The sequence below is a fragment of the Niveispirillum sp. genome (assembly GCF_017996735.1).
Lineage (GTDB): Bacteria > Pseudomonadota > Alphaproteobacteria > Azospirillales > Azospirillaceae > Niveispirillum.
This window is the reverse complement of sequence record NZ_JAGOGJ010000003.1, coordinates 11,038-35,745: the sequence shown is the minus strand read 5'-3', so window position 1 is coordinate 35,745 and position 24,708 is coordinate 11,038. Positions and strand designations below refer to the sequence as shown.

Genomic DNA, 24,708 nt, shown 5'->3' with positions numbered 1-24,708 from the left:
CGTGCATCCGCCGGCCTTTCTGGGCGGGCGGAGGATAGGGAGCGGTCGTCGGTCCCGTCAACCGGCACGCAACCCCGCCGGCCGCTGGCCCAGGGCCACCCGGTCGCGCCCGCCCAGGTCGCGGATGGTCGAAACGCCTGCAAGGCCGGTGTCGCGCAGAAGGCCGGCGACGGCCAGCCCCTGGTCCGCCCCATGTTCGAACCCGATCAGGCCGCCATCGCACAGCAAGGCCGGCAGTACCCGCACCAGATGGCGATAGGGGTCAAGGCCATCCGCCCCGCCTGCCAGCGCGCGCCAGGGTTCGAACCGTGCCACCTCCGGCGCCAGGCCCGCGATATCCGCATCGGGGATGTAGGGCGGGTTGGAAACGATGATGTCGAACCGGCCGGCCACCGCGTCCACCCAGGACCCCGCCAGGAACGAAGCCCGGTCGGCCAGCCTCAGGGACCGGGCATTGCCGGCCGCCACGGCCGCCGCATCGGGCGACAGGTCCACACCGACGCCAAAGGCCTGCCGGTATTCCGACAGCAGGGCCAGCAGGATGGCGCCCGTGCCCGTGCCCAGATCCAGGATACGCCAGGGCCGCGCCCGGTCGGGCCGTGCCTTCAGCACCGCTTCCACCAGCGTTTCCGTGTCGGGCCGGGGGATCAGGGTTTCCGGACCCAGGGCCAGGGTCAGGCCCCAGAATTCCCAGTCGCCCAGGATGCGCTGCACCGGTTCCCGCGCGGCCCGCCGGTCGACCAGGGCCTGAAAGCTGGCGACGGTATCCACGGGCACCTGCACCCCGTCCGCCCGGCGCAGGCGGCCGACCGGGATGGCGAAGGCGCGTTCGGCCAGATAGAGCAGGTCCAGGCGGGCGTCCTCCACGCCCAATGCCGTCAGCCGTTCCTCCGCCGCACGCAGCAGGGGGGAAAGCGCGATCAAGCCACTCATCTTTTCCTCCGCCTCCGCCGCGTCGGCTCGGCCGGGGCGGCTTGTGCCGCCAGTTTGTCCGCCAGACCGGCCAGGGCGGCAAAGGGATTGTCGGCATCCACAGGCCGGGGCACCGGGACCGGCGCGGCCCTTGGCGTTGACGCCTCTTCGGGCCGGCGGCGGACCCAGATGTCGGGCAGCGGTTCCTGTCCCTCCGCCGGCGGCGGTTTCCGGCGCAGGCGCCAGCCCAGGGCGGCCAGGATGGATGGCATGTCGGCATTGCTGCCCGCCACCAGGGAGGCCAGACCCGACAGGTCGGTCAGCCGCCCGTCGCCCGACCGTTCGGCAATGGCCTGCATCAACCGGTCCACCATGTCGACCCGCACGGCACGCGGCCCCAGCGGCAGATAGCCGGCGGCGCGCAGCAGACCGTCATCCGCCCCGTCGCGCAGCACCGAAATCCGTCCCGGTGGCGGCAGGGGCGCGGGCAGGGGCAGGCCCTGGCGCACGGACCAGAGCAGGCCCAGCATGGCGGCTGCCTTTGGCTTGATCAGGCCAGGCAGATAGAGCTGGGCCGTCCCGAACCGCACGCCCAGCCGTTCCAGGGCGGCCATCATCTTCCTGTCGATCCCCGACAACAGGCCGGCCACACCGGCCCGCGGCAGGATGCCTGCCGCTTCGGCCAGTTGGAAGGCCACGCCGCGCGCCGGGCCGGTCAGGTCGGCCGCCGACAGGCGGACCAGGGGCGCCAGATCGGCCTGAACCCGCTTCTGCACGAAGGGCAGCAGCCTTACGCGTATCCGGTCACGCTGGGCGCCTTCCAGAAGTTCATCCCGCAGCAGGCGGACAGAGGGGGACAGCAGCCGTTCCCCCGGCAGCAGGCGGGCCAGATCCACCCCGTCCCAGCGGATGATGCCATCGGCCTCCAGCGTGAAATGATCGTCGCCAGCCGCTTCCACCGCCGCGACGCGGCGGGCGATCTCCTCACGCAGGGCGCGGCGGGCGGCAGTCATCAGGGTGGGGGTGTCATCCTCCCCCACATCGGCCTGCAGGTCGAAGGCCAGCCCCTTCAGGGCACCGACCGGGTGGCCTTCGACCAGGACGGTGCCGTCGGCCGTGACGAAACCCGTCAGGTCGCGCCCGTCACGCAGCGATTTCACCAGCCCGGCTGACCGTTTATCCACGAACCGCTGGGTCAGCCGTTCATGCAGGGCGTCGGACAGCCGATCCTCGATCCCGCGGGTCAGCCCCTGCCAATGCTTGGGATCGGTGACCCAGTCGGGCCGGTGGCTGATATAGGTCCAGGTGCGGATATGGGCGATGCGCGACACCAGCGTGTCGATATCACCATTCAGATTGTCCAGCCGCTGCACCTGCCCCGCGATGAAATCGGTGGGCAGCCGCCCGCCCGGCGCCATCAGCTGGCGGTACAACTGGCCCAGCAGGCGGGTATGGGCGTCGGTCATGGTTTTGCGGAAATCGGGGACCTGACAGACCTCCCACAGCATCTTCACCCCGCGCGGCCGGCGGGTCAGGCCCATCACCTCCGCATCGCCGGACAGGGCCTTCAGCGCCTCCACATCATCGGCAGGCCGGGCGCGGATCAGCAAGGGGGAGGGGGGCCGTGCCTCCAGCGTGCGCAGCAGCCCCTCGACGCTTCGCGTGTCCAGATCGCTGTTGCGCCAGACAAGCTGCTGCAGGGGCGGGAATTCGTGGTTCTCCACGGCGTGGACGATATCGTCATCCAGGGGCGAACAGTCCCAGGTGGTGCCGAAGGTGCCGTCCGTCTGGTGCCGCCCGGCCCGCCCACCGATCTGCGCCACTTCCGGCGCTGTCAGGCGGCGGGGGCGCTGTCCGTCGAACTTGGTCATGCGGGCGAACCAGACATGGTCCACATCCATGTTCAGGCCCATGCCGATGGCGTCGGTGGCCACCAGATAATCCACGTCGCCCGCCTGATACAGGGCCACCTGGGCATTGCGGGTCCGCGGGCTGAGCGCGCCCATCACCACCGCCGTGCCGCCGCGCGACCGGCGCACCATCTCGGCCAGTTGATAGACCTCCGTCACGGAAAAGGCCGTGATGGCGCTGCGTGGCGGCAGCTTGGTCAGCTTCTTGTGCCCGCCATAGGACAGTTTGGAAAAGCGCGGGCGGGTGATGATCTCCACCTTGGGGATCAGCTTCTGGATCAGCGGCCGGATCATGTCGGACCCGAGGAACATCGTCTCCTCCCCGCCGCGCGCATGCAGCAACCGGTCGGTGAAGATGTGCCCGCGCTCGTCATCGGCGCAAAGCTGGATCTCGTCCACGCACAGGAAGGCCACGGGCCGGTCCAGCGGCATGCTTTCGACGGTACAGACCCAGTAGCGGGGCGCCGGGGGGATGATCTTTTCCTCCCCCGTGACCAGGGCCACGCTATTGGCCCCCTTCATCCGCACCAGCTTGTCGTAATTTTCCCGTGCCAGCAGGCGCAGCGGAAAGCCGATCATGCCCGTGGCATGGGCCGCCAACCGTTCCATGGCCAGATAGGTCTTGCCGGTGTTGGTGGGGCCCAGGACCGCCAGCACCCGGCCGGTGCCGACCGTCGCCAGCCCCGAAGCCGAGGATGATTGCGCACACATGGTGCTTATCCATGGGCGGATGGCTGTGATAATGCAAGCCCGGCCATGGAAAAGCCATCTGTCAGGGACAGATCATGGGGCATGAAAAAGGCGCTCCTCCTCTTCCCCCTGCTGCTGTCGCTGGCCGCGCCCGCGATGGCCAGCCCCGAACAGGCCGCATCCCTGAAGGAGATGCTGACCCAACGCCTGTCGGAATCCGCCGCCAGCCGTGACCGGTTACATATTGAGCGCGTGCCCGATGTGGCCGTGACGGAAAAGGCCGGCCAATACCAGATCCGCATTCCCAAGCTGCGCCTGGCCGCCGCCGATGGCTGGATGGCGGAGGCGCCGCTGGTGGAAGGCGACGGCACGCCACAGCCCGACGGGTCCTGGCGCCTGAAACTGCGCCTGCCGCAGGGGGTGACACTGTATGGCGGCAATGGCTTCCGGCTGGGCGACCTGTCGCTGGCCCGTCAAAACCTTTCCATGACGATCAGTGCCGATGGGCGGTCACTACTGTCCGCCGACCTGGATGTGGGCGACGGCAAATTCACCCCCGCCATGGGGGCGGGCACCGGCAGCCTGTCGGCCCTGCGCCTTGTCCTGACGCCCAAATCCATGAAGGACGGTTTGTGGAGCGGGCGCGTGTCGCTGGCCATCGACGCCCTGTCGCTGAAGGACCCGATGGGGGTGGACCGGCTGGCCGTGAAGCGCCTGCGCCTGGATGGCGGGGCTGATGGGCTGGACATGCGGCGTATGGGCGATTTCCTGGCCAGTGGTGACCGTGGCCAGTTGGACCGCATGGCCCGCACAGCCGACCTGTCCGCCGATATCGAAGGCTTCCGGCAGGTGCGCGATGATGGCACGCGCAGCGCCCTGCGCATGGGTAAGGGCAAGCTGACCCTGTCCGGCCTGACCGCTGCCAAGGCGGCGCTGGCCCTGGACTGGACCCATGACGGGCTGGATCATACCGGCCCCGGCATCGCGCCCGGCCTGTTGCCGGTGCAGGCGCAGGTGACAGTGAATGGCGCAGCCTTGCCCAAGGCGCTGTTGACCGGAGCAAAGCCGGCCGAGGGCTGGACACCCCTGCTGGCGGCATCGGGCAGCGCGGTGAAAATTTCCCGCCTGTTCCTGACCAACCCGCAATCCACCATCCTGGGTCAAGGTGATTTCCGCTACGGCCCCGGCAATGCCAGCGGCGTCGCGGGGCAGGCAGAATTGTCCCTGCGCGGGGTGGACAAGATCATCGCCGGGGTCAACCAGGCCATGGGCGCGCGCGGGGCGGCTCTGGCCATCGGTCTCTACGCCTTGCAGGGCCTTGGCCGGGTGGAACCGGGCCGCCAGGGCACCACCCACCAATATGACCTGACCATCACGCCGCAGGGACAGGTGACCCTGAACGGCACCGATGCGACCAGCCTTTTCAAGGGGTTGATGGCGGTGAATTGAGCGGGTGCCGGCTTTCCCTACGCAACGATGTTGCGCTGCACACATGCGAATCCTGCCTGTCCGAACTGTGACACACGCGTGACCGTCTGGTGACCAGGGCTTGACACCCCTTATACTCTGAGCGAGCATAAGGGGGAGTAATGCTCAAATCGAGCATAAGTCCTTGTCCCATGCCCGCTTGCCGGGCCGCCGGAGTGTTCGTCATGTCCGCCCCGCTCGACCTCACCTACAGTCCCGACGTGGCCGAGGCCACCAAGCCCATCTATGACAAGGTGAAGGGGGTGATCCCGGAGGTGGAGTGGCCGTTCCATGCGCCGCTGGTGGCTGCCATCAACCGGCTGAAAAAGGAACGCAACGCCGTCATCCTGGCCCATAACTATCAGGCGCCGGAGATTTTCCACACCGTGGCGGACATTGTGGGCGACAGTCTGCTGCTGGCCCGCAAGGCCGCGGAAACCGACGCCGATGTCATCGTGCTGGCCGGTGTGCATTTCATGGCAGAGACGGCGAAGATCCTGTCGCCGGAAAAGACCGTGCTGATGCCGGCCATGGATGCCGGCTGCTCGCTGGCCGACAGCATCACGGCCGCCGATGTGCGCCTGCTGCGCGAACGTTATCCGGGCGTGCCCATCGCCACCTATGTCAACACCTCGGCCGCCGTGAAGGCGGAAAGCGATGTCTGCATCACCTCCGGCAACGCCGTGGAGGTGATCAACTCCCTGCCCGGCGACGAGGTGCTGTGCATCCCCGATGAATATCTGGCCAAGTGGGTGGCGACGCAGACCACCAAGAAGGTCATCGCCTGGAAGGGCCATTGTGAGGTGCATGAGCGCTTCACGGGTGAGCAGTTGAAGGCCTACCGGACACAGTTCAAGGGCGACATCACCATCATCGCCCATCCCGAATGCCCGCCCGACGTGCTGGCGGAGGCGGATTTTGTCGGCTCCACCGCCAAGATGCAGGATTACGTGGAAGGTCAGCAGCCCAAGCGCGTGCTGCTGATCACCGAATGCTCCATGGCCGACAATCTGGCCGCGACCAACCCGGCCGTGGAATTTGTCCGCCCCTGCAACCTGTGCCCGCATATGCGGCGCATCACCCTGTCCAACATCCTGGAAAGCCTCCAGACCATGCAGCCGCAGGTGCATGTCGATCCGGAAGTGGGTGCCCGCGCCAAGCTGGCCGTGGAGCGCATGCTGGCCGTGGGCAAGAAGTGATGGCGACCATCACTCGTCCTATGCACCCAAGGCCGGCGCCCGCCGGCCCGGCGCCCGTGCGCCGTAAGCCAAGCCGCCGGATGACGGCGCCCGGCGCCTGAGGGAGCGTTAAAATGCAGATGCGGCACAGTGACGTCATTGTCATCGGGTCCGGCATGGCCGGCATGGTGGCGGCCCTGTCTCTGGCGCCGCTGCGCGTAAGCTTGCTGACCAAGACGGATGATCTGCCCGGCGGATCGTCGAATTGGGCGCAGGGCGGTATCGCCGCGGCCATCGATCCCGCTGACGACCCGGTGGAACATGCCGCCGATACCGTGGCGGCCGGGGCCGGCCTGACCGATCCGGAAATGGCCACCCTGCTGACCGATGAGGGGGCCCGGCGCCTGACCCGCTGGATCAACCGTGGCCTGCCCTTCGACCGGAACGAGGATGGCCGCCTGTGCCTGGGGCGGGAGGCGGCGCATGGGGCGGCCCGTGTCCTGCATGCCGGCGGGGATGCCACGGGCCGTACACTGATGGCCGACCTGTCGGCCCGTGTGCGCGCCGCCGGTCATGTGACGGTCGAAACCAGCGCCTTCGCCTGGGATCTGGTCACGGGGCGTCAGGGCGTGGTCGGGGTTCTGGCCCATCATGCCGCCGATGGCTGGGTGTTCCACCGTGCCGGTGCCGTGCTGCTGGCCTGTGGCGGGGTGGGACAGCTCTACCGCCACACCACCAATCCCGTGGAAGCGACGGGTGACGGCATCGCGCTGGCGGCCCGCGCCGGGGCCGATCTGGCTGATCTGGAATTTGTGCAGTTCCACCCCACGGCGCTGGCCGGCACGCGGACGGGTCAGGTACCGCTGCTGACGGAGGCGCTGCGCGGGGCCGGTGCCCATCTGCTGGACGAACATGGCGGGCGCTTCATGCAGAAGGCCCACCCCCTTGCCGAACTGGCGCCGCGCGACGTGGTGGCCAAGGCCATCGGTGGCCGCATCGCGGGCGGCCTGCCCGTCTATCTGGACCTGCGGGCGCTGTGGGCCGACGACGGGGCCGCCCGGTTCCCAACCGTGGCCGGCATCTGTGCCGCCGCGAAGCTGGACCCCGCCCGCCTGCCCATCCCCGTGGCGCCGGCGGCCCATTATCACATGGGCGGCGTGGTCACCGATGCCGATGGCCGCACCAGCATCCCTGGCCTTTACGCGGCGGGGGAGGTGGCCTGTACCGGCGTGCATGGGGCCAACCGTCTGGCCAGCAATTCCCTGCTGGAAGCGCTGGTCTTTGCCGAGCGGGCGGCCGATGCCATCCTGGCGTCGGCTCCTGCCCGCCCCGGCCCCGTGGCCCTGCCGCTGCTGCCCGCCACGCTGACCCCGATGCCGCAGGCGGCGGCCGTGGCGATGCAGGCGGCCGACATCATGGCCGAAAGCGTCGGCCTGCTGCGCGACGGTATCGGCCTGTCCTGCGCCATCGCGGAGCTGGAGGCGCTGGACGCCGGGCTGGACCGGGAAGCGGCCGGCGATGATCACGCCGCAATCCGCCTGTCGGGTGAACTGCGCAACCGTCTACTGACCTCCGCCCTGATCGCGCAGGCCGCCCTGGCGCGGCAGGAAAGCCGTGGCGCGCATCAGCGGTCCGACTGGCCGGACGCCCGCGCCGAATGGCGCCATCGCCAGCGCGTGACCCTGACCGGTCCCGCCCCCCGTATCCGCGTGGCCCCGCCCCGTTCCCCCCTGCCGGTGATGTGATGACCCTGCCTTTATACCCGATCCAGTATGAAAGCCTGATCCGGACCGCGCTGGCGGAGGATCTGGGCATGGCGGGGGACCTGACCACCGATGCCTGCGTGCCGCCCGACGCCACCGCCACGGCACAGTTCAATGCCCGCCATGACGGCGTCTGTGCCGGCCTGGACGCAGCGCTTCACGCCTTCACCCTGCTCGACCCCAGCCTGACGATCACCCGCCATGTGCGTGATGGCGACCGGTTGGCCAAGGGCACCACCCTGGCCACGGTGGAGGGCGCGGCGCGGCCCATCCTGTCGGGGGAGCGCACGGCGCTGAACCTGTTGGGAAGGCTGTGCGGCATCGCCAGCGAGACCCGGCGTCTGGTCGACCGGATCGAGGGCACGGGCGCGCAGATCGTCTGCACCCGCAAGACCACGCCGGGCCTGCGCGCGCTGGAAAAATATGCCGTGCGCGTGGGCGGCGGCGGTAACCACCGGTTCGCGCTGGATGACGCCGTCCTGATCAAGGACAATCATCTGGTGGCCGCCGGCGGCCTGCGCGCCGCCGTACAGCGTGCCCGGTCACGCGCTGGCCATATGGTGAAGATCGAGGTCGAGGTGGATGACCTGGACCAGCTTGCAGACCTGATCGAGTTGAAGGTCGATGCCGTTCTGCTGGACAATATGGACCCGACGACCCTGCGCCGGGCCGTGGAAATGGTGGCCGGCCGCATGGTGACGGAAGCATCGGGCGGGGTGACACCCGACACGATCCGCGCCATCGCGGAAACGGGTGTCACGCTGATCAGCCTGGGCTGGCTGACCCATTCGGTGAAGAATTTCGATATCGGCCTGGATTTTGTCGTGGGCTGAGGGAGGGAGGGTTACCCGTCCCTTGTCACCCCGCAACGTGATCAATGACCGGGGTCAGAACCCCGATCCCGGCATGGCCAGATAGGCCAGTTCAGCCTCTGTGCTGTCGCGGCCCAGGATGGCGTTGCGGTGGGGGAAACGGCCATACTGGGCGATGACGGCCAGATGGCGGCAGGCATAATCCAGAAGCTGCGGATCGCGGGTGCGGTTGGCGAACAGGCGGACGGCCAGGCGCTGATCCTCGATCTGTTCGGAATGTTCGAACGGCAGATAGATGAACAGGCGCTGGTCGTCGGGCAGCATCAGATCCTGTTCGCGGGCAATCGCGTCGGTGGCGATGGCCAGGGCCAGCGCGTCGGTGGCAAAGGCACGGGGCGTGCCCCGGAACATGTTGCGCGGCGCCTGATCCAGCAGGATGCACAGCGCCAGCACCCCTTCCGGCGTTTCGGCCCAGTCGGCCAGATCGCCATTGCCGGCGGCCAGATAGGCCGGCAGCAGGCGCTGGGTGACCAGCACGTCGAAGTCCGGCCCGCCGCCGAACCATTGGGCCGGTCCCGCCTCCTGGAACCAGAAGGCCAGCACGCCATCAATGTCACTGGCCCGCATTTCCCGTCTCCCAGGGCCGGGCGGCCCGTCACCACCTGTTGCCGTTGACGTTAAAGTGATGCCGCCGACCGGGCCGCATGTCCAGTGGTTCGGCGGAAAATTCAGCTATCATACCAGCGGCACGAAATCATGACCGCTGGTCAAGATTTCGTGCGCCTCAACCGCCGGCGGGCGCATCCGCGCCCTTGGCTACGCGGCATGGGCCGCGCGGCGGCAGTCCCGCCGTACCATCGGTCAAGAATTTTGACCGATGGAATCATTTCACCAGGGTCAAGGCGTTCCCTGCTCCCGTGCCTTGCGCTCCTGGATGCGTCGTGCCAGCTCGATCAGGCAATCCTCCCGCGTGGGCCGATAGTCGCGCGCCGCCCACCAGCCCTCCATCGCCGCCAGCACGACCCCGACCTCCGGTCCCGGCGCCATGCCCAGTTCCAGCACGTCCCGGCCCTTCAGGGGGAAGGGCACGACAACCCAGGTGGCGGCCTCGGCCAGCGCTTCCAGCAGTTCCACCGCCGGGGTGGCGCGGGTGGCGGCGGACAGCAGCAGCAGGTCGCGATAGGTTTCCGGACCCAGTTTCTGCAGCGCGTGCCGGCGACTGGTCACGGTCAGGTCGGGATGCACATCCACCGGCGGTGCGCACAGGCTCAGAAGATAGTCGCGGTTGGCATTCGACAGGCGCAGCCGTTCCGCCGTGTCCGCCGCCGCCGACAGGCCCGACGGCAGCAGCGCCGCCAGATGCGCCATCGGATGCGCTTCCCCCACCAGCCATTCCAAGCGGTCCAGCGCCGCCAGACGGGTGATGTTGGTCGCCGGGGGCAGGGTTTGCGCCACCACCCCGCAATCCATCATCAGGCGCCAGACTTCCACCATCCGGTCCTGGGCCAGGATCTTCATCACCTCCTGCTGTACCCGTTCCCCCGACAGGGATGGCAGCAGCGGCGCCATGGTGGCGCAGGCGGCAAGGGCATCCGGATCGGGCCGCCCCTGGCCGAAACGGGCATGGAAGCGGAAGAAGCGGAGGATGCGCAGCACATCCTCCGCGATGCGTTCGCGCGCCTGGCCGATAAAGCGCACCCGCCCGCCCTTCAGGTCGCGCACCCCGCCGAACGGGTCGTACAATTCCCCTTCCGGCGTCAGCGACATGGCGTTGAAGGTGAAGTCGCGGCGGCTGGCATCTTCCAGCCAACTGTCGGTGAAGGCCACGACGGCATGGCGGCCGTCCGTCTCCACATCCCGCCTCAGGGTCGTGATCTCGAACGACGCGCCTTCGGTCAGGGCCGTCACCGTGCCATGGTCGATGCCGGTGGGGATGACGCGGATGCCGTCCTGGCGCAACCGGCGCATCACCTCGTCCGGCGGCAGGGGCGTGGCGATGTCGATATCGGCGGCCTGGATGCCCAGCATCGCATCGCGCACGCAGCCGCCGATGAAGCGGGCCTCCTGACCGGTGCGCATCAGGGACTGCATGACCCGGCGCGCTGCGGTGCCCGCCATCAGGCCGGTCGGACCAGGGTGCAGCGTGGTGCTTTCCCGATCGGCGCCGCCGGTCATGGCGTCATGCCTTCAGGCCGAAAAATTCAAGCTGCCAGGTCATCTCGCTGTCCGACATCGGGTAATGGGTGCCGTCACGCGCGTTCAGCACCGATGTGGGCGGGATGTTGGCGATACGCAACTGGATCTGCCGGCACAGGCGCATGGACAGCTTGGCACGCCAGCACAGGGCCGTGACGCCGCGCGCACTCTGCCCGCCGATGATCTTGTCGACCGCATCCAGGGGCACATTGGCCCTGACCGACAGGGCGGCCAGCACGAAGCCGCGGTCGCCCTGGGTCAGGGCGGCACCCACCATGTCCTCGTCCAGCTTGCCGGCGGCATGGGCCTTTTTGGCCCGCTCCATCGGCCGTTCCTTGGGCGCCTCTTCCGCCGCCTCGTCATCGATGCCCAGCGGTTCGGCCCCGCCGCCGCGGTTGGTGCGGGCACGGTCCAGAACGGCGGTGCGCACGGCGGCACGCACATCGGGCGGCAGGTCGGTGCGGTTTTCCAGCACACGCATCAACTGTTCGCTGACAAAGCCGGCGATGCGGGCGGCGGCCTTGGGCGGCAGGGCGGGGCGGCGCACCAGGGGGCCATGCCACGGCTCGAATTTGGGGGCCATGTCGATGATGCGGTCCAGCGTCTCCTCGCGGATCTGGGCCGACGAATTGCCCAGCAGGGCCGCCACCGCCGCCTCGCTCTGCGTGCGGGCCACCGCTTCGGATACCGCGCCGGAAATGCCGGCGCGCTGGGCGATGGCTACCAGCTTGCCATCCATCGGCTGGCTGCCGATGATCGACAGAAGATCATCATCGGTCAGCAGCGGTGAATGGCGCAGGACGGGGCCGGAGACCGACAGTTCCAGATCGCGGGCCAGTTGCTGGATCAGGTGCGGCGGGGCGCCCGGCTGGTCCTTCAGGGTTTCGGCCACCACCCGGCGCACCGCGGTCGCCTGGTCACGGGCGAGCGACTCCACGATATCCATGGTCATGCGTTCCAACTGCCCGATCCGGTCGGCGGGCAGGGACGGGACCAGCAGCGCGATCTTGCGCGCCAGGCCGGACCGCACCTCCTCGTCCGGATCGCCGCAAAGCAGCAGATCGGCCTGGCGCGGGGTGGCGTTGTTACGCGCGATCTCGCGACGCACCTCCGCGCTGGCGTCGTTGGCCAGATAGAACAGGATTTCCGGCTGCGTGTCGGCACGGGCGGCCACCATCCGCCGCTGGCCCGCGTCGTCGCTGGCCGCCAGCTTCTTGGACATCTCGTAATCCAAGGGGGTGGGAGTGGAACCTTTCATTTAGGACCCGTACCTGTTCTCAACCGACCGCCAAGAGCGGGGCCAGGGCCCGATGGCCCTTGCCCATGCGCTTGGCAGCATACATTCCCTGATCACCCCGGTCGACAAGCCCCTGTGCCAGTTCTCCCGATCCGCCGCGATAGCAGGCCACGCCCACCGACACGCCCAGCGGTTTTTCCGGTGATGCCGACAGCGGCCGCAGGAACTCCGCCGCTTCGCGCAGCAACCGGTCGGCCACGGCCACGGCCTGTTCCTCGTCCACGCGGTCGATCCACAGCACGAACTCGTCACCCCCCAGACGGCCGGCCAGGTCGCTGGGCCGGGCCAGACGGCCCAGCAACTCGCCCACGGCACGCAGAACATCGTCGCCGGCGCCGTGGCCCAGCTTGTCATTGACCGCCTTGAAATTGTCGAGGTCGAAATAAAGCAGGGCAGAACCGCCGCCCGTCTGCTTGTCCAGTCGCGTCTCCAGCATCTCCATGAAGGTACGGCGATTGTAAAGACCAGTCAGGCCGTCGCGTTCCGACAGGGTCTTCAACCGTTCCTGGTACCTTGCCTGGGCCACGGCCACGCCCACCTGATCGGCGATGGCCTGGACCATGGACAGGTCCTCATCGCTCCAATCCTGTTCATCGCCGCGCCAGACCAGGATGGCGCCGTTCACCTCGTGCCGGAACAGGGTCCGGCTGGCCAGCAGCACATGGCCGGCGACCGCCAGGGTGGTGGGCTCCCCATCCTCGGCCACCCGTTCCAGGAAGGCGGCGATGGCGCCCCTGATCTCCACCGGCATGGGCAATTGCGCCGCCGCCTCGCTGAACACGTCACCGGTCCGGGCATAGAGGCGCGCGCCCCCGGCACCGGTGGCATTCACCGCCACGCCTACGGCGATCTCCAGCGTCTTGCCGGGATCGACATCGTCGCGGGTGGAGGAGACGATATAGCCCAGATATTTCTCGCGCAGGCGGACCTGGGCCAGTTCCATGCCCTTGACCCGTGCCTCGGTAATGTCGCGGCAGGCGCCGCGCGCGCCGATCCAGTCACCCTGCGGTCCGATCAGGGGTACGGCCGAGGATATCAGGCAGGCCGCCGCCCCATCCTTGGCGCGCAGCCAGACCTCCGTCCGTTCGATCCCGACACCGGTATCGAAGGGCAGCGGCTGATCGGCGAAATCCGACAGCACGAATTCCGACGGGTGCCGCCCGATCAGATCGTCGGGATGATAGCCGATGGCCCCCGCGGCGGAGACAAAGACGAAACGCCCGTCCGGCCCCACCTCCCAGGCGAAGTCGGACGATACATCGACCAGATCCTTGTACCGCTGCCGGCTTTCGGTCAGGGCGTGGCGCAGACGCCGTTCCAGCGTCACCTCCCGCCCCAGGCACAGGACCCCGCCTTCGGTCAGCAGCACCGTGGTGAACTCTACCACCCCCGGCCCGCTGCCGGTTTCCACCGGCACCGACCGGTGCGGCTCCGTCAGCGGCCCACCGGTGGCGGCCCAGCGCCCCAGTTCAAGCAGCCAGCCTTCATGCCGCTCGGCCAGCAGCCGCGCGCCCGCATTCAGGACCAGCGGCCGTCCTTGCGCGTCCAGTGTCAGGCCGGGACCCGGCCAGCCATCCAGCAGCGCCGGCAGGGCCACGATATCGACGGCGTCGCTGGCCGGTATGGAGCCGGAGGGGGATGACAAGGCCGGTGCGCTCCCGTGGTAACCATTTCTGATGCAGTGGTAACGCACCGGAGCGTTGCGGTCCATTGCCCTTGCGGTTACATCCCCGGTTGATCATTTTATGGTCATGACTAGCACTTATCAGACCACCGCCGCTCCGCTTGGGGCGCCCTCCGCCGCTCCGCTCGGGGTTGGGTCCGCCGCTCCGCTCGGGGTTGGGTCCGCCGCTCCGCTTGGGCTTGAGTCCGCCGCTCCGCTTGCCGGGACCTTCGACCATGTCGATCATTGGGTCTTCGACCTCGACAACACGCTGTACCCGGCCCGGTGCAACCTGTTCGCCCAGGTGGATGTGCGGATCACCGACTATATCGCCCAGGCGCTGGGGATGGAGCGGGAAGCAGCGCGCATCAAGCAGAAAGATTATTACCGGCTGCACGGCACCTCCCTTCGCGGGATGATGATCGACCATGGCATGGACCCGGCCGCTTTCCTGGCCTATGTGCATGATATCGACGTGACGCCGGTGGCGCCCTCGCCCTTGCTGGCGGCATCGCTGAAGGCCTTGCCGGGGCGCAAGGTGATCTTCACCAACGGGTCGGTGCGCCATGCGCAAAATGTGCTGGAACGGCTGGGCGTGGCGGACCATTTCGACGGCATCTTCGATATCGTGGCCGCCGATTATGTGCCCAAGCCCGATCCCGCCCCCTATGCCACCATGATCCGCCGTTTCGGGATCAATCCGACCCGCGCCGCCATGGTGGAGGATCTGCACCGCAACCTCCTGCCCGCCGCCGGGGCCGGCATGACCACCGTCTGGGTCCGCACCGACAGCGAATTTTCCCGCCCCGACCTGAAGGTGGGGGAGGTCGCGCCGCAACCGGTGCATCCCGGTGACCATGTGCATCATGTGATCGAGGATGTGGAGACCTGGCTGGCCGACCTGACGGCCCGTCTGCGCTGAGGCCCGGTTTGCGAACGACCGTGCGGGCATGGGCGGTCTGCGGGCGGCTTCGTTGACAGGTCCGGCGGGCCACCGCCAAAGTCGCCGCCGATCCTTCCTCTCCGACATCAGGACCACCCCGCGATGAGCAGCTTCGCCGATCTCGCCCGCACCATCGATCAGGCCTGGGAAGACCGCGCCAATCTGGGCTTTTCCACCACCGGCGACGTGCGCGACGCCGTCAACCGTGCGCTGTCGCTGCTGGATGCGGGCGATGCCCGTGTGGCGGAAAAACGGGACGGGTCCTGGGTGGTGAACCAGTGGCTGAAGAAGGCCGTGCTGCTGTCCTTCCGGCTGAACGACAATGCCATGATCTCCGGTGCGCCGGGTGCCGCCTATTGGTGGGACAAGGTGCCGTCGAAGTTCGAGGGCTGGGACGAGAATGCCTGGCGCCAGGCCGGTTTCCGCGCCGTGCCGGGTTCTGTCGTTCGCCGCAGCGCCTATGTGGCGCCGGGCGTCGTGCTGATGCCCAGCTTCGTCAATGTCGGTGCCTTCGTGGACAAGGGCACGATGGTCGATACCTGGGCCACGGTCGGTTCCTGTGCCCAGATCGGCAAGAATGTGCATCTGTCGGGTGGTGTCGGTATCGGCGGCGTACTGGAGCCGCTGCAGGCCGGCCCCGTCATCATCGAGGATGATTGCTTCATCGGCGCCCGGTCGGAAGTGGTGGAAGGCGTGATCGTGGAACAGGGCGCCGTCCTGTCCATGGGTGTGTTCATCAGCGCCACCACCAAGATCATCGACCGCACCACGGGTGAGGTGTTTGTGGGCCGCGTTCCGGCCTATTCCGTCGTGGTTCCCGGCAGCCTGCCGGGCAAGCCGCTGCCCGATGGCACGCCCGGCCCGTCCCTGTCCTGCGCCGTGATCGTGAAGCGCGTGGATGCACAGACCCGGTCCAAGACGTCGATCAACGATCTGCTGCGCGACTGATCCCATGCCTGCCATCGGCGCCCTGACCCTGCTGGTGCGGGATTATGACGAGGCCATCGCCTGGTATCGCGACCGGGCGGGCTTCACCCTGGTGTCCGATACCGATCTGGGTGGGGACAAACGCTGGGTGTTGATGGCGCCCAGGGGGGCCACGGAGACCCGGCTGCTGCTGGCCAGGGCGTCGGGGCCGGAACAGGAGGCGCAGATCGGCCGGCAGGCCGGCGGCCGCGTCTTCCTGTTCCTGCATACCGATGATTTTGCCCGCGACCATGCGGCGATGGTTGCGGCCGGCGTGCAATTCCTGGAGCAACCAAGGCACGAGGCCTATGGCAGCGTGGCCGTGTTCCAGGACCTGTACGGCAACAAGTGGGACCTGTTGCAGTTACGGTGAGTTCCCTATCTCACGCCGCCTTCACCCCGCCGGCCTGGCTGCCCCGTGTGAAGACATGGTCGCCGGGCAGCAGCATCGTGGGATCGATCTCCGGTAGGTCGCGCAGGCGGGCATAGAGCGGGGTGAAATCCACGGCCGTGGCGTTCATCAACTGCTCATAACTGTCCAGCACGAAATAGGTCTGCTGATAATCGTCGATGCGGTACCGGGTCCGCATCACACGTTCCAGATCGAAACCGACGCGGTGGGGGGCTGGGCTGTCGATGCAGAACTGCGTCTCCCCGCGCGACGACAACATGCCGGCGCCGTAGGCGCGCAGCCCGTCCGCGGTATTGATCAGGCCGAATTCCACCATGTACCAGTAAAGCCGGGCCAACTGTTCCTGACTGTTCAGGGCAATGGCCTTGGCCCCGCCCACGCCATAGGCCTGCAGGTAATCGGCGAAGACCGGATGGGTCAGTAGCGGCACATGGCCGAAGAAATCATGGAACACGTCCGGTTCCACCAGATAATCCATCTCTTCGGGCTTGCGGATCCAGTTGGTGACGGGAAAACGCCGGGCCGCCAGATGTTCGAAGAATTCCCGCTCCGGGATCAGGCCCGGCACCGCCACCAGCGTCCAGCCCGTCGCCTTGTCCAGCACATCGGACGCGCGGCGGAAATCGGGGATGCCGCCGCCCACATCCAGCCGGGTCAGCCCGTCGATAAATTCCGGGGCCGCATAGCGCGGCAGCAGGGCCGACTGCCGGTCGTAAAGCGTGCGCCACAGGGCGTGATCGGCGCTGGTATAGGCATCCCAGCCCTGGTCGATGGTGAAATCCGGCTGCACATGGCTGTAATCGCCGCGCAGGGCCGTATCGGTCTTGCCGCTATCGGTGACGCGGGCGGCGAAATCGCCGGCGGGGGCGTTGGTCTTGTTCATGGCTTCCTCCCCAAACAATGCGGGAATCGTTAGAGCCATGATAGCGCCGGTGGCCGGGCATTTCCTTGCGGACATGCCCCGGCAAGGGGTGATTTGCGCAATTCATACCCCGGTATAACCGGGTTTTACGCTATATCCTGTGCCGATCAGGTCGGTTTCGGCAATGGCAGCGCCGTGGAATGCTTCACCACGTCCAGCACGAAGCTGGACCGCACCTCCTTCACGCCCTTGATGGACAGCAGCTTGCGCATGGACAGGTCGGCGAAACTGTCCAGATCCTCCACCACCACCTGCAGAAGATAATCCATCGTGCCCGTCATCACGAAACAGGACACGACCTCGGGCAGCAGCAGGATGCCGCGCCGGAAATCGGCGTCACCCTCGGCATTCTGGTCGATCTTCACCTCGACGAAGGCGACGACGCCCATGCCCAGCTTTCGCCGGTCCAGGATGGCCGTATAGCCCTGGATGAAGCCCTTTTCCTCCAGGTCGCGCACCCGGCGCAGGCAGGGGCTGGGCGACAATCCCACCTGATCGGCCAGATCCACATTCGACAGGCGCCCATTGCGCTGCAACGCAGCAAGTATGCGAAGATCTGCTGCGTCCAAACCAGCACTGCTCATATTCTGCCCCTGATTAACGGATCAGCGCAATTTCTCACCGGACACTGCCAGAAAAGGGATGCAGTTCGCAAGGACATGCCCCGGCCTTCGGCCCTATCATGCCAACAATTCCCCCAAATACCGGTTTTCACAGGAGAGCATGATGGCGGACGGCGGCACGGCGCGCGTTGAGAATGGTCAGATCGTGGGCAACCTGTGGGACAATCCCATGGGCACCGACGGTTTCGAATTCGTGGAATATACGGCGGCCGACACGGCGGCGCTGGATACGCTGTTCACCACCCTGGGCTTCACCAGGGTGGCCCGCCACCGGTCGAAGAATGTCTCGCTCTATCGCCAGGGCCATATCAATTTCATCGTCAATGGCGAGCCGGACAGCATGGCGCAGCAATTCGCCCGCGACCATGGGCCCAGCGCCTGCGCCATGGCCTTCCGTGTCAAGGATGCCGCCTTTGCCTACGCCCGCGCCCTGGAACTGGGTGCCAAGGATGTGAAGGGCACCGTCGGCCCGATGGAACTGAACATCCCCGCCATCGAAGGCATCGGCGGCAGCCTGATCTATCTGGTGGACCGCTACAAGTCCCCCGCCTCCATCTATGACATCGACTTCGTGCCGGTGGAGGGGGCCGAGCAGAACCCCGCCGGCTGTGGTCTGGTGGAGGTCGATCACCTGACCCATAATGTCCATCGCGGCCGCATGGATGTCTGGTACGATTTCTATTCCAAGCTCTTCAATTTCCGGCAGATCCGCTATTTCGACATCGAAGGCAAGCTGACGGGCCTGAAGAGCCGGGCGCTGACCGCGCCCTGCGGCAAGATCCGCATCCCGATCAACGAGAGTGCCGGCGTCGAGGGCCGCGTCGACCAGATCGAGGAATATCTGCGCGAATACAAGGGCGAAGGCATCCAGCACATCGCCCTGTCGACCAATGACATCGTCAAGACCTTCGATGCGCTGAAGGAAAATGGCGTGGTCTTCATGACCCCGCCGCCCGCCACCTATTACGACATGCTGGAAGAACGCCTGCCCGGCCATGGCCAGCCGACGGAAGAGCTGCGCAAGCGCGGCATCCTGCTGGACGGCGCGCCCGGTGGCGGTCTGCTGTTGCAGATCTTCACCAGCACGGTGATCGGCCCGATCTTCTTTGAGATCATCCAGCGCAAGGGCGATGACGGCTTCGGCGAGGGCAATTTCCGCGCCCTGTTCGAAAGCATCGAACGCGATCAGGTGGAACGCGGCGTGCTGTCGGCCGATTGATCATCTGTGGCCGGCAGGAGGGTGGATCGGTGCGGCCGATCCACCCTCTTTTCATTTTGGACACGATCCGGGTTAGAATGGAGGCCGGTTCCCATCGGCGGTGAAGGTTCCCCCATGTCCGATCAATTGCTTCTGTCCGGCGGCCTGGTCTTTGACGGGCTGTCGGCCCCGCAGGCCGGTCTGGGTGTGCTGGTCAGCGACGGGCGTGTCGCCGCCGTGGCGCCGGTGGGGGATTTCACGGGCTATGCCGGGCCGCGCCACGACACGACCGGCGGCACCCTGATGCCGGGTCTGGTCGACGCCCATGTGCATCTGGCGCTGGAGGCGACGGGCGATGTCGTCACCACCCTGCGCCAGCGCCCGATGGGCGACCTGACCCTGCGCCTGCTGGAAAATGCCCAGGCGACGCTGGCCGGCGGCATCACATCGATGCGCGACCTGGGTGGCGTCGAATGGCTGGAAATCTCCGTGCGCGACGCCATCCGCAATGGCCGCCATGTGGGGCCGTCCATGCGCTGTGCCGGCAAGGCCCTGACCATCACGGGCGGGCACGGGGCCTGGATCGGCATCGAATGTGACGGGCCCAGCGACTGGCTGCGCGGCGTGCGCACCAATGTCAAACACGGGGCCGACTGCATCAAGCTGATCGCCACGGGCGGGGTGCTGACGGGTGGGGTGGACCCGTTGGCCCCGCACCCGGCCGAGGCGGAACTGGCTGCCGCCGTCGGCATGGCCCATGATTTCGGGCTGAAGATCACGGCCCATGCCCAGGGGGCGCGCGGCATCGCGCGGGCCGTGGCGGCGGGGGTCGACTCGGTCGAACACGGGTTCGAACTGACCGACGACCAGATCGCCATCATGATCGACAGGGGCGTGCGGCTGGTGCCGACGCTGGCCGCCATGATGGCCCTGCTGGAGATGAAGGACCGGCTGCCCGCCTTTGTCCGGGCCAAGGCGGAACGGTTCGGTTCCATGCATTTCGACAGTTTCCGCCGCTTCATCGCGGCGGGCGGCACCGTGGCCATGGGCACCGATGCCGGCACCCCCGGCAACCGCCATGGGGAAAATGCCCAGGAATTGCGGCACATGGTGGCGCTGGGCATGGACCCGCTGGCGGCGTTGAAGGCCGGCACCTCTGTCGCCGCCGACCTGCTGGACTTTCCCGACCGGGGCCGGGTGGTGAAGGGGGCGGCGGCCGACCTGCTGCTGGTGCCGGGCGATCCCGTGGCGGATATCGGGGCGGCGGCGGATGCGGCCCGCCATCTGGCCCTGTGGAAGGATGGGGTGCGGGTCACCCTGTCCCGGCAACCGGCACCGCAGGGATTCGCGCCCGCATCGGCCGCCGGCTTCTGATGCAACGCGCCCCTGTTGCAAACGGCATGGCAAAAGGGTTTTCCGCCTGCCCGCCCGCTTGCTAGGGTCGCGGCCTGTTTTGCAGGCGACAGCAAAGGGGTGCGGGTGATGGTGACGGCAACGGGCAAGGCGGCTTTGACGATCATCCCGCCGACCCATGCCCTGACGGGCCGGGTCATCCCGCCGGGATCGAAATCCATTACCAACCGCGCCCTGCTGCTGGCCGCGCTGGCCGCCGGGACCAGCCGCCTGACCGGTGCGCTGAAAAGCGACGATACGCGCCACATGGCCAACGCCCTGCGTCAGATGGGTGTGACGGTCGATGAACCTGACGCCACCAGCTTCATCGTGACCAGCAGCGGCAAGCTGACGGCACCGGCCGGGTCGCTGTTCCTGGGCAATGCCGGCACGGCCACGCGGTTCCTGACCGCCGCCGTTGCGACCGTCGATGGCACCGTGGTCGTCGATGGGGACGAGCATATGCGCAAGCGGCCCATCGGCCCGCTGGTCACGGCGCTGACGGCGCTGGGCGTGGATCTGGAGGCGCCGACCGGCTGCCCCCCCGTCACGGTGCGCGGCCAGGGTGCCCTGGCGGGGGGCCGTGCGGAGATTGATGCCGGCCTGTCCAGCCAGTATGTCAGCGCCATCCTGATGGCCGCCGCCTGTTCCACCGGCCCCATCGATATCGCCCTGACCGGCAGCGATATCGGCGCGCGGGGCTATATCGACCTGACGGTCGCCGCCATGCGCGCCTTCGGGGCCGATGTGGAGCAGAAGGATGCCGCCACCTGGCGGGTCCTGCCCACCGGCTACCGGGCCGCCGACTATGTGATCGAACCCGATGCCTCGGCCGCCACATATCTCTGGGCGGCGGAGGTGCTGACGGGCGGGCATATCGATCTGGGTGTGCCGTCGGATGCCTTCACACAGCCCGACGCCTGTGCCCAGGCCGTCATTGCGCAGTTCCCGAACATGCCTTCCGTCATCGACGGATCGCAGATGCAGGACGCGGTGCCGACGCTGGCCGTGCTGGCCGCGTTCAACAATCATCCCGTCCGCTTCGTGGGCATTTCCAACCTGCGGGTCAAGGAATGCGACCGCACCCGCGCGCTGTCCACCGAACTGGCGAAGATCCGGCCCGGTCTGGCGTGGGAGGAAGGTGACGATCTGATCGTGGCGGCCGACCCGTCGCTGGCGGGCCAGACCCTGCCCACCGATATCCACACCTATGCCGACCACCGCATCGCCATGTGCTTTGCGCTGGCGGGGCTGAAGATCGGCGGTATCACCATCCTGGATCCGGGCTGTGTGGCCAAGACCTATCCCGGCTACTGGGATGCCTTACGCTCGCTGGGCGTCGAACTGGTGGCGCGGGACTGATCACCCCATTCCCTGCAACGGCCCCGGTTCGGGCAGCAGGCGGATCAGCCGGTCCGGCTCCGACGCGAACCAGACATGGCCGCCCCAGGCCAGCGATGGCAGGGCCTTTTTCACCTCGGCCCGGTCGCGGTCCAGGAAGGCGGTGACACAGGCCACGCGGCTGGCGTCGAACCCGCCCTCGGCCGCGATGTCCAGAAAGGCCCTGGCCCGCTGTTCGGTCACGGGGCCATCGGTCGCCACCACCTCCACGAAGACCAGCTTCAAATCGGCGGCGCTGCGTCCCCGGTCCAGCAGGATGATGTCGGGCAGGGTGCGGTCGGGCGTGATGCGCAGGCGCAGGCGCTTGATCCAGCCCTCATCCCGGGCCGCCACCTTGGCCGCGCTTTCCGACAGCCACAGGACCACGGGATCGGTCAGGAAGCGCGGCGCGAACAGTTCGACCACGGCCTGGGCTATGCGGCTGCTGGGACCGGGCGCCAGCAGCCGCGTCTCCCCATTGGGAAAACGAACCAGGATATCGGCCCCGTCACGGTCGGTGGACCCGCGCAAGCTGACGATGCGGGCCAGCGCCATGGGGTTCAGCGTCACATCGGCCCAGGTCTTCGCCGCCGTCAACAGGGCCGCGCCCTGCAAGGCCGGATCGAACAGGGCGGCGAAGGGGGCGGCCAGGGCATAGCGCGGCTTCGACGATGTGGTGGGCACGCCCGTGCGCTCGATAACGGCGCCGTTGGGGATCAATCCCTGGCGGATCACCTCGTCGCGCACCTGCTCGCGGCTGTTATCCTGATACCAGCGTTCGCCGGTGGCGCGCGGCGCCTTGGCATAGTCGGCACGCGCGGCCTCATCCGCGCTGAACAGCATGCGTGTATCGCCCAGCCGCACCACATGCACCGGGTTCAGCCAGATATCCGCCCCCTCCACCGCCCCGATGTAAAGAAAGGCGGCCACGGTCGCGGCGGCGGCGTCGCGCACGCATTTGTCCCGCTCCGGTGTGCCTTCGGGAAAGATCAGGCGCAGGCGGCGGGCCACCTCCGCCCGGTCCAGCAGCGGGGGAAGGACGGGCATCAGGCGATCCCGTACAGCCGGTCAGCCGCCTGATCCAGCCGGTCGCGCGCGGCGCCCGCCACCACCAGCGCCGTCAGTTCCTTCAGCGCCGCCGGGTTGGGCAGGGGCATGGCCTCCAGCTCATAGGCCGATACGGCGACAGAGCCGGAAATGCAGCGAAAGGCGCGGTCGGCGGCCCGGCTGTTCAGGAAGGCGGCCAGCACGGCGGGCGGCACCGGCGGCGGGCCGTCATCCAGCGGCAGCAGCATGTTCAGATGGTTTTCCACCGTCACGCCGCGCGGATGCCGGGCCAGGAACGACAGGGGCATTTCGGCGGCGATCAGGCGGCGCGCCTGTTCCTTGGCCGTCGTCCGCTGCAGTAGCACACAGGGCCGGCGCGTCAGCAGCCATTCATCGCCCTTCGCGGCCGGGTGGAACCAGGGCTTGTGGTTGGTCTTCTCGCACCGATAGGCGAAGCGGCCATCGGGCGTCACGCTTTCGGCCCAGACCAGGGGCACGGCCCCCCGTCCCGCCTTGTCCGCGATCTGCGGCTTGTAGCGGTTCCAGACCAGGGGGCCGGTGGCGACGCGATAGCCCCAGTCGGCCAGACGGCTGTCCAGGGTCCGCAGCCGGGCGGCCAGCCCCGTCTCGCTGGCATGGCGGGGCAGGATCCAGGGGGCCGTGGGTTCGTCGGGCAGGGTGAAATAACCGGAACCCAGGATGGTCAGGCCCGCCCCCTCCCCGGCCGCGCGGATCATGTTGACCAGGGCCCGTTCCGGCCGCTTCTTGCGCGGGCCGGTGCGGCGATAGGTGGCCAGCACGGTTTCCTGCAGCACATTGTCGAACACGCCCTTGCGTTCATCGACAAAATCCAGGGTCAGCGGCGGGGCCAGGTCCGACAGGGTGCGGCGCAGATGCTTGAAATAATCACCGGCCAGGAAGGAGGACGGGGTGAGAAACGCCACCAGCCCGCCCGGCACGGCCCAGCGCACGGCCAGATCCATGAACAGCGCATAAAGATTGGCATGGCCATAGAGGCTGCGCGCGAACCGCGCCCGTATTTCGGGCGCCAGGGTCAGGCGGCCATAGGGCGGGTTGCCGATCACCAGATCATAGTCCGACGCCACAGGGGCCGACAGCGCATCGCCGGCTCGGCAGGGGGACAGGCGCTGCCCCCCGGCGCGGACCAGGGGCAGCAGGGCCGCTTCCACCATCACGCCCGATATCCAGGCGGCGACGGGGTCCAGTTCCAGCCCGCGCAGGCGGTTGGCGATGGAGCGCAGCGCCAGGGCCGGTTCCGTGCCCTTCAGCGCCTTGGCCATGCGCAGCGCCACGGGCACCAGGAAGGCGCCGCAGCCGGCGGCGGGGTCCAGCACCCGGGCCGTGGCCCAGTCGACCCGGCCCTGTTCGGCCAGATCGACCAGCCGGGCGGCCAGGGCCGGCGGCGTGTAATAGACACCGTGGCGGGCCCGCTCCTCCCCCGGCATCAGTCCGGCACGCAGGGCGCCGATCCGGTCGGCCACCTGTGCCACGGGCAGGGGGGCCAAGCTTTCACCATAGGCCCGCGCCACGGCGGCCACATCGGTTTCCAGTCCCGACTGCCCACGCAGCGCGGCGGGCGGCAGCGCCAGATCCAGCCCGGTGTCCAGCGCCTGCCACCAGCTTCGCACCACCTGCTGCACCAGCGCGGCCCCGTGCCGGCGCTGCTGGGCCGACAGCGATGCGACAGCGGCCAACAGCAACGCCCCCGGTTCGGGGGCGTCGGTCGGGGCCGGCTTCGTCGCGGCGGGCGGGTTCAGGCGGCGGGGCAAAATGGCGTCACGGGCGGCACGGGTTCAGGATGTTCCATGATCGTTCAGGGTCCCGGCGGACGCAAGCGCCATCCCGTCGGGACGTGCCGGATTCGCATGGGGCTTGCCCGCGGCGCCGCGAAAGTCCATCTATCTGTCATCACAGGA

At 67.9% G+C, this 24,708-nt stretch carries 20 protein-coding genes; 10 read left to right on the top strand and 10 right to left on the bottom strand.

The window, feature by feature from the left end; translation table 11 throughout:
* Nucleotides 1-57: 57 nt before the first annotated feature.
* Together prmC and KBA48_RS01885 are read right to left on the bottom strand one after the other, a co-directional pair.
* The gene (gene prmC / locus KBA48_RS01890) at nt 58-933 is read right to left on the bottom strand and encodes a peptide chain release factor N(5)-glutamine methyltransferase (protein WP_292903202.1); all 876 of its coding nucleotides are present in this window, start codon (nt 931-933) and stop codon (nt 58-60) included.
* On the bottom strand, nt 930-3,533 hold the full coding sequence (locus tag KBA48_RS01885) for a helicase-related protein (RefSeq protein ID WP_292903200.1): 2,604 nt from the start codon (nt 3,531-3,533) through the stop codon (nt 930-932). The genes prmC and KBA48_RS01885 overlap by 4 nt, the downstream gene beginning before the upstream one ends.
* 81 nt (nt 3,534-3,614) lie before the next feature.
* Between KBA48_RS01885 and KBA48_RS01880 the strand changes: the two genes are divergently transcribed.
* From KBA48_RS01880 to nadC, 4 genes are all read left to right on the top strand, one after another.
* The gene (locus KBA48_RS01880; RefSeq protein WP_292903199.1) at nt 3,615-4,961 is read left to right on the top strand and encodes a hypothetical protein; all 1,347 of its coding nucleotides are present in this window, start codon (nt 3,615-3,617) and stop codon (nt 4,959-4,961) included.
* 203 nt (nt 4,962-5,164) lie between these two features.
* Nucleotides 5,165-6,178, top strand: coding sequence for a quinolinate synthase NadA (nadA, locus tag KBA48_RS01875; RefSeq protein ID WP_292903197.1), 1,014 nt, complete (start codon nt 5,165-5,167; stop codon nt 6,176-6,178).
* Nucleotides 6,179-6,291: 113 nt separating this feature from the next.
* Nucleotides 6,292-7,902 (top strand): L-aspartate oxidase, encoded by a 1,611-nt coding sequence (locus KBA48_RS01870; protein ID WP_292903195.1) that lies wholly within the window; start codon nt 6,292-6,294, stop codon nt 7,900-7,902.
* Nucleotides 7,902-8,753, top strand: coding sequence for a carboxylating nicotinate-nucleotide diphosphorylase (gene nadC, locus KBA48_RS01865; protein ID WP_292903194.1), 852 nt, complete (start codon nt 7,902-7,904; stop codon nt 8,751-8,753). Before KBA48_RS01870 ends, nadC begins: the two co-directional genes overlap by 1 nt.
* Nucleotides 8,754-8,807: 54 nt before the next feature.
* Here nadC and KBA48_RS01860 read toward each other — a convergent pair whose 3' ends face one another.
* The 4 genes from KBA48_RS01860 to KBA48_RS01845 form a co-directional block, all read right to left on the bottom strand.
* A complete protein-coding gene (locus KBA48_RS01860) occupies nt 8,808-9,359 on the bottom strand; it encodes a DUF924 family protein (RefSeq protein WP_292903192.1) in 552 nt (183 codons plus the stop codon).
* Nucleotides 9,360-9,629: 270 nt separating this feature from the next.
* Complete coding sequence (locus KBA48_RS01855; RefSeq protein WP_292903191.1) at nt 9,630-10,907, bottom strand: CCA tRNA nucleotidyltransferase; 1,278 nt, start codon at nt 10,905-10,907, stop codon at nt 9,630-9,632.
* Nucleotides 10,908-10,911: 4 nt separating this feature from the next.
* The gene (locus tag KBA48_RS01850) at nt 10,912-12,150 is read right to left on the bottom strand and encodes a DUF2336 domain-containing protein (protein WP_292903189.1); all 1,239 of its coding nucleotides are present in this window, start codon (nt 12,148-12,150) and stop codon (nt 10,912-10,914) included.
* Nucleotides 12,151-12,205: 55 nt separating this feature from the next.
* On the bottom strand, nt 12,206-13,870 hold the full coding sequence (locus KBA48_RS01845) for a diguanylate cyclase (protein ID WP_292903187.1): 1,665 nt from the start codon (nt 13,868-13,870) through the stop codon (nt 12,206-12,208).
* A 106-nt stretch (nt 13,871-13,976) separates the two neighbouring features.
* Between KBA48_RS01845 and KBA48_RS01840 the strand changes: the two genes are divergently transcribed.
* The 3 genes from KBA48_RS01840 to KBA48_RS01830 all read left to right on the top strand — a co-directional run bounded on the left by KBA48_RS01840 (nt 13,977) and on the right by KBA48_RS01830 (nt 16,170).
* On the top strand, nt 13,977-14,810 hold the full coding sequence (locus KBA48_RS01840; protein WP_292903185.1) for a pyrimidine 5'-nucleotidase: 834 nt from the start codon (nt 13,977-13,979) through the stop codon (nt 14,808-14,810).
* Between the two features lie 123 nt (nt 14,811-14,933).
* Nucleotides 14,934-15,779 carry a 2,3,4,5-tetrahydropyridine-2,6-dicarboxylate N-succinyltransferase gene (dapD, locus tag KBA48_RS01835; protein WP_292903183.1) on the top strand — a complete coding sequence of 282 codons (846 nt, stop codon included), beginning with the start codon at nt 14,934-14,936 and terminating at the stop codon, nt 15,777-15,779.
* 4 nt (nt 15,780-15,783) lie between these two features.
* Complete coding sequence (locus KBA48_RS01830) at nt 15,784-16,170, top strand: VOC family protein (RefSeq protein ID WP_292903181.1); 387 nt, start codon at nt 15,784-15,786, stop codon at nt 16,168-16,170.
* A gap of 10 nt (nt 16,171-16,180) precedes the next feature.
* On the opposite strand, the gene phhA is transcribed toward KBA48_RS01830, so the two are convergent.
* Together phhA and KBA48_RS01820 are read right to left on the bottom strand one after the other, a co-directional pair.
* The gene (gene phhA, locus KBA48_RS01825) at nt 16,181-17,092 is read right to left on the bottom strand and encodes a phenylalanine 4-monooxygenase (RefSeq protein WP_292903179.1); all 912 of its coding nucleotides are present in this window, start codon (nt 17,090-17,092) and stop codon (nt 16,181-16,183) included.
* A gap of 146 nt (nt 17,093-17,238) precedes the next feature.
* Nucleotides 17,239-17,715: an Lrp/AsnC family transcriptional regulator gene (locus KBA48_RS01820; protein WP_292903178.1), complete on the bottom strand. Its 477-nt coding sequence runs from the start codon at nt 17,713-17,715 to the stop codon at nt 17,239-17,241.
* 142 nt (nt 17,716-17,857) lie between these two features.
* On the opposite strand from KBA48_RS01820, the gene hppD reads away from it, so the two are divergent.
* The 3 genes from hppD (at nt 17,858) to KBA48_RS01805 (ending at nt 21,706) form a co-directional block, all read left to right on the top strand.
* On the top strand, nt 17,858-18,973 hold the full coding sequence (gene hppD / locus KBA48_RS01815; RefSeq protein ID WP_292903431.1) for a 4-hydroxyphenylpyruvate dioxygenase: 1,116 nt from the start codon (nt 17,858-17,860) through the stop codon (nt 18,971-18,973).
* A 114-nt stretch (nt 18,974-19,087) separates the two neighbouring features.
* The gene (locus KBA48_RS01810) at nt 19,088-20,326 is read left to right on the top strand and encodes an amidohydrolase family protein (RefSeq protein ID WP_292903177.1); all 1,239 of its coding nucleotides are present in this window, start codon (nt 19,088-19,090) and stop codon (nt 20,324-20,326) included.
* Nucleotides 20,327-20,434: 108 nt separating this feature from the next.
* On the top strand, nt 20,435-21,706 hold the full coding sequence (locus KBA48_RS01805; protein WP_292903176.1) for a 3-phosphoshikimate 1-carboxyvinyltransferase: 1,272 nt from the start codon (nt 20,435-20,437) through the stop codon (nt 21,704-21,706).
* Here KBA48_RS01805 and KBA48_RS01800 read toward each other — a convergent pair whose 3' ends face one another.
* Both KBA48_RS01800 and KBA48_RS01795 read right to left on the bottom strand, forming a co-directional pair.
* Nucleotides 21,707-22,771, bottom strand: a complete 1,065-nt coding sequence (locus KBA48_RS01800) for a BsuBI/PstI family type II restriction endonuclease (protein ID WP_292903174.1) — start codon at nt 22,769-22,771, stop codon at nt 21,707-21,709.
* On the bottom strand, nt 22,771-24,561 hold the full coding sequence (locus tag KBA48_RS01795; RefSeq protein WP_292903172.1) for an Eco57I restriction-modification methylase domain-containing protein: 1,791 nt from the start codon (nt 24,559-24,561) through the stop codon (nt 22,771-22,773). Before KBA48_RS01795 ends, KBA48_RS01800 begins: the two co-directional genes overlap by 1 nt.
* Between the last annotated feature and the right edge of the window lie 147 nt (nt 24,562-24,708).